General features: G+C 58.9%; 14 protein-coding genes. 12 read left to right on the top strand and 2 right to left on the bottom strand.

Annotation, left to right across the window (positions count from 1 at the left end):
* Positions 1–198: 198 nt before the first annotated feature.
* The gene (locus CQW31_RS29650) at positions 199–1,140 is read right to left on the bottom strand and encodes a LysR family transcriptional regulator (protein ID WP_009459599.1); all 942 of its coding nucleotides are present in this window, start codon (positions 1,138–1,140) and stop codon (positions 199–201) included.
* Positions 1,141–1,632: 492 nt separating this feature from the next.
* Between CQW31_RS29650 and CQW31_RS29655 the strand changes: the two genes are divergently transcribed.
* Positions 1,633–2,064 carry a DUF488 family protein gene (locus CQW31_RS29655; protein ID WP_009459601.1) on the top strand — a complete coding sequence of 144 codons (432 nt, stop codon included), beginning with the start codon at positions 1,633–1,635 and terminating at the stop codon, positions 2,062–2,064.
* A 374-nt stretch (positions 2,065–2,438) separates the two neighbouring features.
* Positions 2,439–4,415, top strand: coding sequence for an excinuclease ABC subunit UvrB (gene uvrB, locus CQW31_RS29660; protein ID WP_009459603.1), 1,977 nt, complete (start codon positions 2,439–2,441; stop codon positions 4,413–4,415).
* Positions 4,416–4,565: 150 nt separating this feature from the next.
* On the opposite strand, the gene CQW31_RS29665 is transcribed toward uvrB, so the two are convergent.
* Positions 4,566–5,471: a LysR family transcriptional regulator gene (locus CQW31_RS29665; RefSeq protein WP_009459605.1), complete on the bottom strand. Its 906-nt coding sequence runs from the start codon at positions 5,469–5,471 to the stop codon at positions 4,566–4,568.
* Positions 5,472–5,625: 154 nt separating this feature from the next.
* On the opposite strand from CQW31_RS29665, the gene CQW31_RS29670 reads away from it, so the two are divergent.
* The 10 genes from CQW31_RS29670 (at position 5,626) to CQW31_RS29715 (ending at position 14,796) form a co-directional block, all read left to right on the top strand.
* Complete coding sequence (locus CQW31_RS29670; protein ID WP_009459611.1) at positions 5,626–6,033, top strand: ketosteroid isomerase-related protein; 408 nt, start codon at positions 5,626–5,628, stop codon at positions 6,031–6,033.
* Between the two features lies 1 nt (position 6,034).
* On the top strand, positions 6,035–6,643 hold the full coding sequence (locus CQW31_RS29675; RefSeq protein WP_009459619.1) for a GNAT family acetyltransferase: 609 nt from the start codon (positions 6,035–6,037) through the stop codon (positions 6,641–6,643).
* Positions 6,640–7,530 (top strand): carbon-nitrogen hydrolase family protein, encoded by an 891-nt coding sequence (locus CQW31_RS29680; protein WP_009459621.1) that lies wholly within the window; start codon positions 6,640–6,642, stop codon positions 7,528–7,530. The genes CQW31_RS29675 and CQW31_RS29680 overlap by 4 nt, the downstream gene beginning before the upstream one ends.
* A 282-nt stretch (positions 7,531–7,812) precedes the next feature.
* Entirely contained in the window at positions 7,813–8,088 is a 276-nt protein-coding gene (frmR, locus tag CQW31_RS29685) for a formaldehyde-responsive transcriptional repressor FrmR (RefSeq protein ID WP_007182548.1), read from the top strand.
* Between the two features lie 59 nt (positions 8,089–8,147).
* Positions 8,148–9,257: an S-(hydroxymethyl)glutathione dehydrogenase/class III alcohol dehydrogenase gene (locus CQW31_RS29690; RefSeq protein WP_011871467.1), complete on the top strand. Its 1,110-nt coding sequence runs from the start codon at positions 8,148–8,150 to the stop codon at positions 9,255–9,257.
* Positions 9,258–9,300: 43 nt separating this feature from the next.
* Positions 9,301–9,699, top strand: coding sequence for a VOC family protein (locus CQW31_RS29695; protein ID WP_009459624.1), 399 nt, complete (start codon positions 9,301–9,303; stop codon positions 9,697–9,699).
* 182 nt (positions 9,700–9,881) lie between these two features.
* On the top strand, positions 9,882–11,216 hold the full coding sequence (locus CQW31_RS29700) for a DUF3422 family protein (RefSeq protein ID WP_019726353.1): 1,335 nt from the start codon (positions 9,882–9,884) through the stop codon (positions 11,214–11,216).
* Between the two features lie 58 nt (positions 11,217–11,274).
* Positions 11,275–12,105, top strand: coding sequence for an S-formylglutathione hydrolase (fghA, locus tag CQW31_RS29705; RefSeq protein WP_007182551.1), 831 nt, complete (start codon positions 11,275–11,277; stop codon positions 12,103–12,105).
* Between the two features lie 18 nt (positions 12,106–12,123).
* Complete coding sequence (locus CQW31_RS29710; RefSeq protein WP_019726352.1) at positions 12,124–13,431, top strand: NAD(P)/FAD-dependent oxidoreductase; 1,308 nt, start codon at positions 12,124–12,126, stop codon at positions 13,429–13,431.
* A 51-nt stretch (positions 13,432–13,482) separates the two neighbouring features.
* Positions 13,483–14,796, top strand: coding sequence for a replication-associated recombination protein A (locus tag CQW31_RS29715; protein WP_099816051.1), 1,314 nt, complete (start codon positions 13,483–13,485; stop codon positions 14,794–14,796).
* The last annotated feature ends 25 nt before the right edge of the window (positions 14,797–14,821 follow it).

Consider the following 14,821-nt stretch of genomic DNA (forward strand, 5'->3'; position numbering starts at 1 on the left):
GAGGTGTTCTCGGCGGCTAGAAACACCGAAATGAGCTGGTTATCTGATCGTTTTTGATCGGTTTGCCGCTTTCAAAATCGGCGGAGGCTGAAGTCAGCCGGAAATGCATGGCTACTTCAGACCATCCTTAGCGGCGCACACGGCGTGCCTGCCATCTTTGCCTGGTTGAAGCAATACAGCGTTGCTCTTCGAGACTCGCTATTTCAAGGGGCTTTGGGATGAGTCTGCTTTGGGCTGGAACCGACGATGGATCGATATAACGGATTGAAGAGCGGCGGCCAGTTCTGGGGTGTGCACCATTTCGAGCAATGCGTGCGATGACGGTGCCTCGAACGCATTTTTCCCAGCAACGAATCCGACATTTGAGTGTGACATTGGTCCACTGATACCGATTGCGTGGAGATTCGGAATGTGTGCGAGTTGGCCGGCGAGAGATTGCGGAAGAACTGCCGAATATTTTCCTGTCGCCACGTGTGCCGATAGCACGTCAATTGAATCAGTGCGAATAGTCTGTGCGGTACATTGCGTCAGTCTATCTTGAATGGATTCAGGTACTGCCGAGTTCAGCAGGCACAGTTGTCTATTAAGAACATGGTCCCACGTTGTGCTTCGGGGTTGCTGTGTTCTAGCGGCGTGAAAAAGGAAAATGCGTTCACGGTACAGAAGGTGAGTATCGAAGTCTTCCCCTGGAATATCCTCCAAATGCATGAGTGCGATATCCAGATTGTTTTCTCGAATCGCCTGCAGCAGGGAAGAAGCGCCGGAGACCAGAATTGATTGTTGAAGTAAAGGTGTTTTTTCGGCAAGGGCGATGCTTAATGTGGGTGCTACGCCGGCAGTTCCTGGGAGTATCCCTAGCCGGAATTTCCCCTCTATACCCCGCCGTAGTGCGGAGATTTCTCGCTCCAGTCCTTTGCAGTCGTCATACATCTGCTGAGCCCAAGACAGTACGCGCATTCCTTCAGAAGTGAGCCCGTCGTAGCGTCGGCCATGACGCACGATCTCGACACCCATGTCTTCCTCCAATTGCTTGATGCCCGCGGAGAGTGTCGGCTGAGAAACATTGCAGCTTTTTGCCGCGTTGCCAAAATGGCCTTCACGGTGCAAAGCAAGCAAGTATTCAAAGTTTCTTACGATCATAGATTTTCTTCTGATAGAGTTGATTGAATTTTATACTTTTATGAAAAAACCTGTGCACGCTTCGATCTGCGTTCAACCTTGATCACGCAGGTGGCACGCATGAAAGGCTGTTGTGCGCAGTGCCCATTCAGTAGGCTCGGCTCGTCATCGGCGGCCAGCACCACAACGCACGGGACAGCCAATAGCGCGAACACAGGTGCTTCGCGCTGTAGGGCGAGTCGTCCTCATGTAGCTTAGCAGTTGGCGCGTTCTGGAAGGGAAGAAGCGGGAGTGGTGAAGCACGCAACCGCAAAAGGCGGTGCTAAGCTCTTGAGCTGCTCGGGTCGTGGCCGCGAGTCGTTGAAGCGGCCAGAGAATGGAGCCTGCCGTGGCCGTTGTGGAGTAGCTAGTACGCCATGCCCCCGGCGTTTCCTTGGCTGCGATTGACGGGCGTACCTGGCGGCAGATCAATAACAGCCATTTATGGATGAAGGAACGAGTGGAGTAAGGCAGATGAAGATATTCACGATTGGATTCACTAAGACCTCCGCGCGATCCTTCTTCACCAAATTAGGTGATTCTGGTGCCAAACGCCTAGTCGATGTTCGTCTGAATAATGTTTCGCAATTGGCCGGCTTCGCAAAGCGCGAGGATCTTCGGTATTTTTCCGAGGCGTTGTGTGGGATGGAATATGAGCACCTGCCAGCACTTGCTCCAACCAAGGACATGTTCGAGGCATATAAAATAAAAGGGGGAGATTGGGATATCTACGCGAGGAAGTTTCTGGATTTAATGTCGTCCCGAAAGATTGAGTCAATCGATAAAGAAAAGATTGATAACAGTTGCCTGCTTTGCAGCGAAGACAAGCCCCATCACTGCCATCGGAGGCTAGTGGCCGAGTACCTTGCAGGCAAATGGCCGAATGTTGAGATCGTGCATCTTTAGCAGGTGACGTAGCTCCACGCCTCCGGCGTCTCGTCTTGATGGCTGAGAGAGGCAAAGGCGCGCATCGGCGGGAGCCGCCGCCACACATGGGGCGTACAGAGCAATCTCGCCCGCCACGACTCGATGTCGGCGCTGAACGAGGCGAGTAGCTCCAGGTGCATTGGCAGACGGGCCGCTGGCTGACGTCGTGGCGCTCGGCGGATATGCACTGGGAAGCCCGCCCGTGTGTTGGGCTATCATGTTGGCGACGCCTACGCCCAGGTGGGGCGTGGCAGGATCGCCGTCATTTACACCCCAGTTTGGTACTGCTATAGGTCTTCCGAAATAGCCGATACATCAGGACAAATTGAAGTAGCTCAATTAGGAGATATCTAATGTCAACCGGTACGTTCATTCTGCACTCCAGCTATACGCCGGCGGGGGACCAGCCAGAGGCGATAGCGCGCCTGCTATCGGACATAGAAGAAGGTGCGACACACCAGACGCTGAAGGGTATCACCGGCTCTGGTAAGACCTTTACGATGGCCAATGTGATTCATCGTCTGAAGCGGCCCACGTTGATCTTGGCTCCTAACAAGACATTGACCGCGCAGCTTTATGGTGAAATGAAGCACTTCTTTCCTGAGAATGCTGTCGAGTACTTCGTTTCCTACTACGATTATTTTCAGCCCGAGATTTATATGCCGGGCACCGATCGTTTCATTCCAAAGGACTCGGCCATCAACGATCACCTTGAGCGCCTACGCCTGTCCACGACCAAATCCTTGATTGAGCGCCGCGATGTGATCGTCGTCGCTTCGGTGTCTTCAATCTACGGCCTGGGTGACCCGGAGGCGTACCGAGCGTTGCAGATCGCTCTGTCCCCTGGGGTCAAACTAAACCAGAGAGAGCTGATTCGTCGTTTGGCTCTGCTGCAATATGATCGCACTGAGCGCACTCTCAAACGTGCAACGTTTCGCGCTCAAGGTGATGTGATCGATATCTTTCCTGCTGATTCCGAGCATAGGGCAGTTCGGGTGGAACTGCTGGATGACTCTGTTGCGTCTGTTCAATGGCTAGACCCTGTTACAGGTAAAACGCTTGGGGCAATTGACCATTACTTGGTTTCGCCAAAGACGCTTTTTGCACCGCCCACGAATAAAATAGATTCCGCGTCCAAGAAGATACTCGCTGATATGGAAGAGCGGGTTGCCGAGCTGAACAGGAATAATCGCTTGGTCGAGGCAAACAGGCTGTACGAGCGGATCACGCATGACGTGGAGATGATGCGCGAGGTAGGCTATTGTTCGGGCATGGAAAATTATTCCTGCTACTTCAGCGAACGGGACCCGGCCTCGCCTCCGATCACATTGCTGGATTACCTGCCGAAAGATGGGCTTCTGTTCGTCGATGAATCCCACGTCATGGTGCCACAGATATCCGCAATGTACCGGGGGGATCAGGCGCGCAAGGAGACGTTGATAGATTACGGGTTCCGCTTGCCTTCGTCTAAGAACAATCGCCCGTTGAACTTTGGTGAATTTGAGAAGGTCAAGCCTCAGACCATCTTTGTTTCCGCTACTCCGGGAGACTACGAGCTGAGGGTGTCGAAAGACAGGGTTGTCGAACAAGTTATCAGACCAACGGGACTGCTTGATCCCAAGGTTGAGGTGCGGAAAGCGGACGGATACATAGATGACCTGCTTGCCGAAATATCGAAGTGCGTGAAGAAGAAAAATCGCGTGCTCGTGACTACGCTGACGAAGGTCAGTGCAGAAGAGCTAACGGATTTCTTGACGGACAACGGGATTCGAGCGCGCTACATGCATTCGGACATAAAAGCGGAGGATCGTGTTGAGATCATCAATGGCCTGCGCGCAGGAGAGTTCGATGTTTTGATTGGGATTAGTCTTTTGCGCGAAGGGCTGGATATTCCAGAGGCATCATTGGTTGCTATTCTCGATGCAGACCGTGCAGGATTCTTGCGTTCGGCCCATGCTCTCATTCAGATGATAGGTCGAGTCGCTCGGAATGAAAACGGCAAGGCGATCTTGTACGCCGACGCGGTGACTCCGGCGATGAAACAGGCGATCGATGAAACCAATAGGCGCAGGCAGCTTCAAATTGCCTTTAACGAGGAAAATGGGATTTCTCCGGCCTCGTCTGTGCGAAAACTAGCAGGAGAAGAGACGAATACGGAGGAGCCCACCGTTCACTCCGAGGCTTTCTGCGAGAATTTGTCCGACCTTTGCGATCAGATCACTGCCAAGGAACAGCAGCTACTCGAATTTACCGATACCGGTGACGAGCAGCGCGTCGAAGATATTCGTCGTCAGTTGGATGGTTTGTACCGGCAATTCATTTACATCTAATCGTTTGCCGGCATAGGGTTGCATGGCCGACCGATCTGCACCTGGCGCAAGCGGGCAGACGGTCGGCTCATCATTCAACCGGAGGGGCGAGCCGCCAAGGCTCAGTGCCCCGCTTTCCAGGGCGTGTGCCTTTCAGTGTCTTGCGACGTGTCAGCGCAAAGCTGGCAACGATCCAACGGCGACCAGCATTTCATCAAATACCGCTCGAACCCTTCCCGGAATGGGGCCACGCTGAGGCCGATAGACGTACAACCCCCATGCCGGAGGTTCTTCGCTCTCCAACACTCGCACGAGCTTCCCGCTGGCAATGTAGGGGGCGGCCATGTAGTCCGCCAGTTGCGCGAACGCGATCCCGGCCAGCGCCGCTCCCATTTCCATGTCGGCATTGTCGGCGACGAGAGTGGGTGCGGCAGGTGTCCACTGGCGTCCCGCCTTGAAGTGCCAAGGCCAGGGACGGCCGGTATTGATATCCAAGGCCACGGTAGCTGGCAGGCTGCTTAGCGCATCGATGTTTTCAGGTACGCCCACTTTCTTGATCAGGCGCGGAGCGGCAACGATCGGAAGTTTCATGTCGGCTGCCTTGCGTGCGACGAAGCGGCTATCACGCATGAATCCGACCCTGATTCCGACGTCAATCCCTTCGTCAACCGTATTGCTGATGCGATCGGACAGGCGCACATCCAGCGTGATGTCGGGATGACGCGCGGCCACGCGCTCCAGTGCCGGCAGCACCGCTCTGGTGCCCAAGCTGTGCGGTGCGGTGATGCGAACCGTACCGGACAGGGATGCCTGCTGGTCGGAGCCAGGCGTTCGCCACAGATCCTCGAACCGCTCCAATGCCGGGCGCACCTGGTCTAACAGCCCTTCGCCGAAGGCGGTGATGCGCACCTGGCGCGTGCTTCGATGAAACAACACCTCGCCGTAGTGTTGCTCCAGTTGCTGGATGGCACGGGTGACACCTTGCGGAGAAGTCCCCAGCCGGACGGCTGCATCGCGAAAACTGCTGCTTTCGGCCGCCACCCGAAAGATGCGCAGTAGTTCCATTTCCTTGTTCATGACGCACGCCTCATGGTCGGTTTCGCCGCTCGTTAATTGTTCCAGATGGTGGAATTATAAAATCGCAACAATTCCATATACAAGGGAGGCGCGGTTGCCCAGACTGACAGCACCCCGGAATGCTCCGCTCCGAACAACCCAACAAGGAACGCGAATGAACGCTGCGACTCTCATCACTGCCTACTACGACGCCTTCAACCGCGGTGACCGCGAGGCCATGCTGTCAATGTTGACCGATGACGTCGCGCACGATTTGAACCAGGGCGCTCGTGAGGTCGGTCGCGAAGCCTTCCGCGCCTTCCTGCAGCGCATGGACCGCTGCTATGGCGAGCAACTCCGCGGGATCGTGGTGATGGTCAGCGCCGACGGCCTGCGCGCAGGCGCGGAGTACGTGGTGCATGGCGAATACAAGGTGACGGACGACGGGCTGCCGGACGCCCAGGGCCAGCGCTACGTGCTGCCGGGTGGCGCGTTCTTCGAGATCCGCGATGGCAAGATCGCTCGTGTCACCAACTACTACAACCTCGGCGACTGGATCGCACAGGTCGGAGGGGACGCCTGAAATGACCAGCGACGTGCAGGTGCTGGTTCGTCGTGGGCCGGACATTGCCGAATGGTTCGACACCGTGGCACATCTGCGGGCGAAGGTCTTCCGCAGCTTTCCATACCTGTACGAGGGCGACATCGAATACGAGAAGCACTACCTTTCCATGTACGCCCGTTCGGCAGACAGCCTGTTGGTGCTCGTGCTCGCTGATGACGTGGTTGTGGGTGCGTCCACGGGGTTGCCGCTCGGCGATACGGAGCCGGCCTTCCAGGTACCGTTCGCCGATCGAGGAATCCCGATGGAGGCAGTGTTTTACTGCGGCGAATCAGTCCTGCTCCCAGCCTTTCGGGGCCTTGGCCTGGGCCATCGCTTCTTTGACGAACGCGAAGCGCATGCCCGTTCGTTGGGCGGCATGCAGTGGACATCGTTCGCGTCGGTGGATCGAGCAGACGACGATCCCCGGCGTCCTTCCAACTACCGCAGTAATGATGCCTTCTGGACCCGTCGTGGCTACGTGCGACAGTCGGACATGAAGGTTACGCTGCCCTGGAAGGAGGTGGGTGAGCCGACCGAAACCGAGCAGACGCTCACGATGTGGCTGCACTCTCTGGAGAACGCGAAGTGAAAGTAGCAGTTGCGAAATATGCAGTGGGTAAGCCGACGGACTTCGAGGCATTTGCTGCGCGGCAGCGACTGGTTCTGGAGGAGGCGCGCCGTGGCGGAGCGGAACTGGCCGTGTTGCCCGAGTATCTATCCCTCGAACTGGCTGCAACGTTCAAGCCTAGCATCCGCCGTGATTTCAACGCCTCTCTGGCCGCGCTGCAGGCCTTGCAGCCTGCTTGGCTGGCACTGTATGCCGACCTGTCGCGCGAGTTGTGCATGACCATTCAGGCCGGTACGTTTTTGACCCAGGTTGGTTTGGACCGCTACCGCAACCGAGCTTGGTGGTTTGCGCCTGACGGTACACGCGACTACCAGGACAAACTGCAGTTGACGGGGTTCGAGAAGGACACCGGCGTCATCGAAGGTGGCGACGAACTCAAGGTGTTCGACCTGAACGGTGTGCGTGCCGGCATCGCTGTTTGCTATGACAGTGAGTTTCCATTGCCCGTGCGAGCCCAGAGAGAGGCGGGAGTGCGCCTGCTGCTGGTCCCGAGCTGTACCGACACCCAAGCAGGTGCAACCCGGGTCCGTGTGGGCTGCATGGCGCGGGCGCTGGAGAACCGAATGTTCATCGCGCAGGCCGTGACGACCGGAGCTGCTGACTGGAGTCCGGCGTTGGACACGAACACTGGCGAGGCCACGATCTATGCACCAATGGATCGTGGATTCCCGGATGATGGCATTCTCGCGACGACTTGCGGCACGCAGACATGGGCGATCGGTGATCTTGACGTTGAAGCACTCGAACGAAACCAGGAACAGGCCCAGGTTGCGGTCGATCGTGACTGGGACGGCCAGATGTTGCCTGCACTGCGGAAGGCTCGGTATTCGGGTCGTCAGGTCGCCTAGCCGGTCTCATCTTGTTAGCTTCAGTTCGATGAGTCGGCTTAGATAGGCCACGTCTATCTGCGCATAGATTTTTCCAGTTTGACCAGTTTTGAACTTGCCCCGATGCTGTCGATACATGCAAGAAATATTCATTAATTTGAATGTTTTGCGCTTCTTGGGAACAAATCTGTACTAGCCTGTAAGCGTGCTCGAAGAGCACAGATTTTGTGGCGAAGTTCGGCCGCATATACTATGGGGGAGTATTGTATAATGCGGCGGTGTACCCAAGTAGAGAGGTGTTCGATGCCACACAGCCCGGAAGAAAAGAAGCAAGCACTGACGCGCATCAGGCGCATCAAAGGTCAGGTAGCGACTCTTGAGCAAGCGCTTGATGCAGGTGCGGAATGTCCTGCAATTCTTCAGCAGCTTGCGGCCGTTCGTGGGGCAGTCAACGGATTGATGGCAACGGTTCTGGAGAGCTATCTGCGGGAAGAGTTTCCCAGTAGCGAAATCAGGAGCGATTCGCAGAACAAGTCCATTGACGAGACCATCTCTATCGTCCGCTCCTATCTGAGGTAGAGGCACCAGGGTGCCCTCGGTGAGGGCAAATTTAGTTAGCTAGTAAAGGAAGCGACATCATGAAATCACGTGCAGCAGTTGCCTTCGGGCCAGGAAAGCCGCTGGAAATCGTCGAGATCGACGTCGAGCCGCCGCGCAAGGGCGAGGTGCTCATCAAGATCACGAACACCGGCGTTTGCCATACCGACGCCTTCACCCTGTCGGGCGACGACCCCGAAGGTCTCTTCCCGGTCGTGCTGGGTCATGAAGGTGCGGGTATCGTCGTGGAGGTGGGTGAAGGTGTGACCAGCGTGAAGCCTGGCGATCACGTCATTCCCCTCTATACCGCCGAGTGCGGCGAGTGCCTGTTCTGCAAGTCCGGCAAGACCAACCTGTGTGTCGCGGTTCGTGCAACCCAGGGTAAGGGGCTGATGCCCGATGGTACGACTCGCTTCTCGTACAACGGTCAGCCGCTTTACCACTACATGGGCTGCTCGACCTTCAGCGAATACACGGTCGTCGCCGAAGTCTCGCTGGCCAAGATCAACCCGGACGCCAATCCCGAGCACGTCTGCCTGCTGGGCTGCGGCGTGACCACCGGCATCGGCGCCGTGCACAACACGGCCAAAGTGCAGCCGGGCGACTCGGTGGCCATCTTCGGCCTCGGCGGCATCGGTCTCGCCGCGATTCAGGGTGCACGCCAGGCCAAAGCGGGCCGCATCATCGCCATCGATACCAATCCGGCGAAGTTCGAGCTGGCTCGTACCTTCGGCGCGACCGAATGCCTCAATCCGAAGGACTTCGACAAGCCGATTCACGAGGTTCTCATCGAGATGACCGGCTGGGGTGTCGATCACACCTTCGAGTGCATCGGCAACGTCAACGTGATGCGTTCGGCTCTGGAAGCTGCCCATCGTGGCTGGGGCCAGTCGATCGTCATCGGTGTCGCCGGTGCCGGCAAGGAAATCTCGACCCGTCCGTTCCAGTTGGTCACCGGCCGGACTTGGAAGGGCTCTGCTTTCGGCGGGGTCAAGGGGCGTACCCAACTTCCGGGCATGGTGGAAGACGCAATGAAAGGCGAGATCGATCTCGCCCCGTTCGTCACCCACACCATGGGTCTCGACGAGATCAACCACGCCTTCGACCTGATGCATGAAGGCAAGTCGATTCGCACGGTGATCCACTACTGATCACCCACTATCCATTCAACACCAACCATCAAGGAAACTAACCATGTCCACTCCTGTCATTTCCGGCGACGGCATCTTCTCGCACGTCTTCATCGGCGCCGCCGACGTCCAGAAGTCGGCCGCGTTCTACGACGCCGCCCTGGGTGCTCTCGGCATCAAGAACCTCGGTCCTTTCGGCAACGGATGGGTGCTTTTCGGTCGCGAAAAGCCGGCTTTCATCATCGCCCGTCCGGGCAATGGTGAAGCGCCTTCGAGCAACGGCGTGACGGTCGGCTTTGCGGCCGCCACTCCCGCCGAAGTGGATGCCTTCCACGCCGCCGGCCTTGCCGCAGGCGGCACCGACGAGGGCCAGCCTGGCCCGCGTGGCCACCTGCCGGGTGCCTATGCGGCCTACCTGCGTGATCCGGCGGGCAACAAGGTCTGCTCGTACACCTTCGTCTGAAAGCTAGGAAGCTGAGGGCGTTCTGAAAGGGCCAGCACAAGCCTCTACACGGCGAGCCTATTAGACGGACCGTGTAGAGCGGTGTCTGCTCATGAAGATCGGCCCGCAGCCATGTGCGAAACGCATGGCTGCGGGCATTTGCTTTGAAGCGTGTTTTTCAACCAAGAAGAAATGAGGTCGTTATGAAAGAGCCGGCCAACATAAATACGACGACCGTACAACCCACCCCGACCGCCACCGTGTACGGCATGCCGGCCTACACCGATCGTGCTGCCGCCGTGGGTGAAGTGCATGCGCGCCCGCATCTGTTGATTCAGGCCCCGCGCGGCATATTGCAGCTCGCTTTCATGACCGAAGGCGACCAGGCCAAGGATCAGATGGCGATGAGCGAGTTGTCTCATCGCTTCGGCGTTGCCGAACCCGACCATGCTACGCCGCTTCACGGCGTGACATGGGACGAAGGAGACCTGCACTGTGAAAAGCACACCGAGTTCTCGACGTATCTCTGGTGCGCTTCGCTGGATTCCGAGACGGGAGAGCCGTGCGGCGAAAACCCGTTCAGGCATGGATTTGTGCCTCCCGGCCCGGTCGTATCCGGCATCCGTTTGAGACTTCTTCCGTGGACGCCGGAAACGGAGAAGGAGGCCGATCGCTTCGATCCTGCCAGCCTGTGCTACTCGCTGGTGGAGAACGGCTCTGCCGCCATTCTGACCGACTTCCGACAGGATGAGGATGGCCTGACGCAGATCCTCGTCCTGGCCCGCGATTTGACCCCGGCGCGGGCGGGTGCGCTGGCTCAACGTCTGCTGGAGATCGAGACCTACCGTACCTTGGCGTTGCTGTCCCTGCCGTTGACACGATCGATGACGTCGGAGCTGCGACGCATGGAGTCGCGCCTTGCGGCGATCACCGACGAGATGTGTACGAGCTTGGTGGAACGGCGCGACAGCGACGTGCTGCTGTCCGAATTGACCGGCCTGGCTGCCGAGCTGGAAGCTGGAGTTGCGGCGAATCTCTATCGCTTCGGTGCCAGCCGTGCCTACTACGAGATCGTCGAGGAAAGGCTGGCAGCGCTTTCGGAAGAGGCCGTATCCGGGTACTGCACCTGGGCGGATTTCCTGCAGCGCCGCATCGCTCCAGCCATGCGGACATGCCAATCCGTAAAGGAGCGCCAGGCCAAGCTCTCAGACAAGCTGACCCGGGCCATCGCGTTGCTGCGTTCCTGGATCGACGTTGAGCTTGAACGCCAGAACCGCGATCTGCTGGCGTCGATGAACAACCGGGCCAAGATGCAATTGCGCCTTCAGCAGACCGTCGAAGGCCTGTCGGTCGCGGCAATTTCTTATTACGTCGTGAGTCTTCTCGGCTACTTGCTCAAGGGCATTCCGATGGTTCACGACAGCGTGGCGCCGGTGATGGCGGTTCTGGTGCCTGCGGTGATGCTGACGATCTGGTGGATCGTGCGCAGGATCAGGCATGCCCACGGCGACACGGTGGCGGAAGAGAAATCTTCCTGACGAGCTGCCGTCTTGGCGCGCGAGAGCTGCGCCGTTCCTTTGAACATAGGAGAACTACATGGAACGCATCGAACATCACGCCAGCTTTGATGGTTGGCAGGACGTTTATCAGCATGAATCGACGACGCTCGGTTGCACGATGAAGGTCGGCGTCTATCTGCCTCCGCAGGCGCAGCACGGCAAAGTGCCGGTGCTGTACTGGCTTTCGGGCCTGACCTGCACCGAGCAGAACTTCATCACCAAGTCCGCCGTCCAGCGCTACGCGGCCGAACATGGCATTGCCGTCGTCGCGCCCGATAGCAGCGCTCGCGGCGAAGGCGTTGCCGACGATCCTGCCTATGACCTCGGACAGGGCGCGGGGTTCTACGTCAATGCCACACAGGAACCCTGGGCTGCGAATCATCGGATGTACGACTACGTCGTGCAGGAACTGCCGGCGCTGATCGAGGCCCACTTTCCCGTGACAGCGGAGCGGAGCATCAGCGGCCATTCCATGGGAGGACACGGTGCTCTGGTCATCGCCCTGCGCAACCCGGGCCGTTATCGAAGCGTCTCGGCCTTCTCGCCCATCGTCGCCCCCACCCAGGTTCCCTGGGGGCACAAGGCCTTCGAGGCGTACCTGGGCAGCGATCGGGAGGTGTGGAAACAGTACGACACCGTGGAGCTGATTCGCACCGTGCAGGAGCGTTTGCCGTTGCTGGTGGACCAGGGCTTGGGCGACGAGTTCCTGGAGAGCCAGCTTCAGCCCGACCTGCTGCGCAAGGCCTGCGACGAGACGGGGCACCCGCTCACGTTGAATCTGCGCCCAGGCTACGACCACAGCTACTACTTCATTGCCAGTTTCATTGGCGAGCATATGGCACACCACGCATCGGCGCTGAAACGCTGAGAGAGAGGAGATCAGGTCATGACAAAGACCTCCAAAAACCGACATCACGTCGTCATTATCGGAGCGGGCTTCGGCGGGATCGAGGTTGCCAACCAGCTTGCTGGTGCCGAGGTCGATGTGACGATCATCGATCGGCGCAATCATCACCTGTTCCAACCCTTGCTTTACCAGGTTGCAGGGGCGTCACTTTCGACATCCGAGATCGCCTGGCCTATTCGCTATCTCTTCCGAAATCGCCCGGAAGTGAACACCTTGATGGCGGAAGTGGAAGGTATCGACCAGGACGCGCGTCAGGTCATTCTCAACAATGGATTGCGGCAAACCTACGACACGCTCGTGCTCGCGACAGGCGCTACCCATGCCTACTTCGGACACGACGAATGGGGGGCTTTCGCGCCGGGGTTGAAGACGCTGGAAGATGCCACGACCATTCGGGGCCGAATCCTCGCGGCTTTCGAGGAGGCTGAGCGCACGAGCGATCCTCAGCAGCGTGCCGCGCTGCAGACGTTCGTCATCATCGGTGGTGGTCCCACCGGGGTTGAATTGGCCGGAACCATCGCCGAGCTTGCACGAGACACGCTGGCGCGTGACTTTCGCTCGATCGACCCGAGCACGTCGCGGGTTGTACTGATCGAGGCTGGCCCGCGTCTGTTGTCCGTCTTTCCAGAGGATCTTTCGGCCTATACGCGCCAGGCGCTCGAAAAGCTCGGCGTCGAGGTCGTGCTGGGTACGCCGGTCACCGAATGCTCGGCCGATGGCGTGGTGTACGGTGGCAAGCCCCTTTCGGCCAAGACCATCGTCTGGGCCGCCGGAGTCCAGGCGTCTCCCGCGGCTCGCTGGCTGGGCGCTGCGTCTGATCGTGCGGGTCGGGTGGTCGTTGGCCCTGACCTGACGGTGGCCGGTCGGCCGGAGGTCTTCGCCATCGGCGATACAGCCTCGTGCACCATGGCCGATGGGAAGCCCGTGCCGGGCATCGCCCCGGCCGCCAAACAGCAAGGGAAGTACGTCGCCAACCTCATTGGACGGCGTTTGAAGGGCAAGCCCGCTGACGGACCTTTCAAATACCGGCATCAGGGGAACCTGGCCACCATCGGCCGCAGCCTGGCGGTGATTGACATGGGGCGGGTGAAGCTGCGTGGTGCCTTTGCGTGGTGGATCTGGAAGCTGGCGCACATCTACTTTCTGATCGGTACGCGAAATCGTCTCAGCGTCGCTTTGAGCTGGGTATGGAACCACAGCATCGGCTACCGCGGCTCTCGCATCATCATGCATGCGATTAGCGACAAAGAGCCCGCGGCGTTGGACAAATCCGGCTCCCTGGATTGAGGTGCCAACGTTATCGGAACGTCAACTATCAGAAATGCCAGGGAGAGGAACTTGACCGATCTATTCACGACAAAGCCCAAGCCTCCCTTGGCCGAACTCCTGCGGCCCAAGACGCTGGATGAATTCGTCGGGCAACGGCACTTGCTCGGCCCCGGCAAGCCGCTTCGTCTCGCGTTCGAGGCGGGCAAGTTGCACTCGTTCATCCTCTGGGGGCCGCCAGGCGTGGGCAAGACCACCCTGGGGCGCCTGGCCGCCAGTGCGACCGACAGCCGATTCATCGCCATCTCGGCCGTGCTTGCCGGGGTGAAGGACATCCGGCAAGCCATCGACGAGGCCCAGGCAGAACTGGACAACCATGGTCGATCGACGGTGCTTTTCGTCGATGAGATCCATCGCTTCAACAAGGCGCAGCAGGATGCCCTACTGCCCCATGTCGAGTCGGGGCTCCTGACCCTGGTGGGGGGGACGACCGAGCATCCGGGGCTGGCGGTCAATTCCGCGCTGCTCTCGCGCGCGCAGGTCTATACCCTCGAACCGCTGTCCGGCGACGAACTGAACCAGCTCTACGAACGCGCACTGCCGCATCTCCAGGGCGTCACGTTGGACGCGGACGCGCTGGATCTGCTCAAGGGCTTTGCCGATGGCGATGGCAGGCGCTTCCTCAATCTGCTTGAGCAGGTGACGAATGCTGCGTCGGGCGCGGGCAAGGCCGTGGTCGATGGCGAGTTTGCCAAACTGTCCACCAGCCCATCACTGCGCAGGTTCGACAAGGGCGGCGACGAGTTCTACTGGCAGCTCTCCGCCTTCCACAAGTCGCTGCGGGGCTCCGACCCCGACGCGGCCCTGTACTGGCTGGCCCGCATCCTCGACGGCAGCGGCGACGTCAGCCAGGTGACGCGCCGCATGATCGTGGTGGCCAGCGAAGACATCGGCAATGCCGACCCGCAGGCGCTGCAACTGGCGCTCAATGCCGCGCTGGCTTATGAGAGGCTGGGTTCCCCCGAAGGCGAAATACCGATTGCCCACGCGGCGACCTACCTTGCTGCCGCCCCCAAGTCGAACGCTGCCTATGCCGCCTGGAACAAGGCGAAGGCCTTCGTCAAGAACAACGGCTCCCTGCCTGTGCCTCTCCATCTTCGCAATGCGCCGACGAAGCTGATGCAGCAGATGGGGTATCACGAAGGCTACCGCTACGCCCATGACGAGCCCAACGGCTATGCCGCTGGGCAAAGCTACTTTCCCGAGGGCGTGGCGCGGCCGGGCTGGTATCAGCCAACGGACAGAGGTGTTGAGCGCAGGCTGGGAGAAAGACTCGCTTGGCTGCGTTCGCTCGATGATGAGACGCCGCCAGAGGCGGACGCCTGATCGGTCCATCCGAAACCGGCTCATC

Source organism: Pseudomonas sp. 382, assembly GCF_002759075.1.
Taxonomy (GTDB): Bacteria; Pseudomonadota; Gammaproteobacteria; order Pseudomonadales; family Pseudomonadaceae; genus Aquipseudomonas; species Aquipseudomonas vlassakiae.

Bases quoted from the DNA above. Each gene is read 5' to 3' on its own strand.
- CQW31_RS29650 (WP_009459599.1), bottom strand. From the start codon at position 1,140: ATGATCGTAAGAAACTTTGAATACTTGCTTGCTTTGCACCGTGAAGGC.
- CQW31_RS29655 (WP_009459601.1), top strand. From the start codon at position 1,633: ATGAAGATATTCACGATTGGATTCACTAAGACCTCCGCGCGATCCTTC.
- uvrB (WP_009459603.1), top strand. From the start codon at position 2,439: ATGTCAACCGGTACGTTCATTCTGCACTCCAGCTATACGCCGGCGGGG.
- CQW31_RS29665 (WP_009459605.1), bottom strand. From the start codon at position 5,471: ATGAACAAGGAAATGGAACTACTGCGCATCTTTCGGGTGGCGGCCGAA.
- CQW31_RS29670 (WP_009459611.1), top strand. From the start codon at position 5,626: ATGAACGCTGCGACTCTCATCACTGCCTACTACGACGCCTTCAACCGC.
- CQW31_RS29675 (WP_009459619.1), top strand. From the start codon at position 6,035: ATGACCAGCGACGTGCAGGTGCTGGTTCGTCGTGGGCCGGACATTGCC.
- frmR (WP_007182548.1), top strand. From the start codon at position 7,813: ATGCCACACAGCCCGGAAGAAAAGAAGCAAGCACTGACGCGCATCAGG.
- CQW31_RS29690 (WP_011871467.1), top strand. From the start codon at position 8,148: ATGAAATCACGTGCAGCAGTTGCCTTCGGGCCAGGAAAGCCGCTGGAA.
- CQW31_RS29695 (WP_009459624.1), top strand. From the start codon at position 9,301: ATGTCCACTCCTGTCATTTCCGGCGACGGCATCTTCTCGCACGTCTTC.
- CQW31_RS29700 (WP_019726353.1), top strand. From the start codon at position 9,882: ATGAAAGAGCCGGCCAACATAAATACGACGACCGTACAACCCACCCCG.
- fghA (WP_007182551.1), top strand. From the start codon at position 11,275: ATGGAACGCATCGAACATCACGCCAGCTTTGATGGTTGGCAGGACGTT.
- CQW31_RS29710 (WP_019726352.1), top strand. From the start codon at position 12,124: ATGACAAAGACCTCCAAAAACCGACATCACGTCGTCATTATCGGAGCG.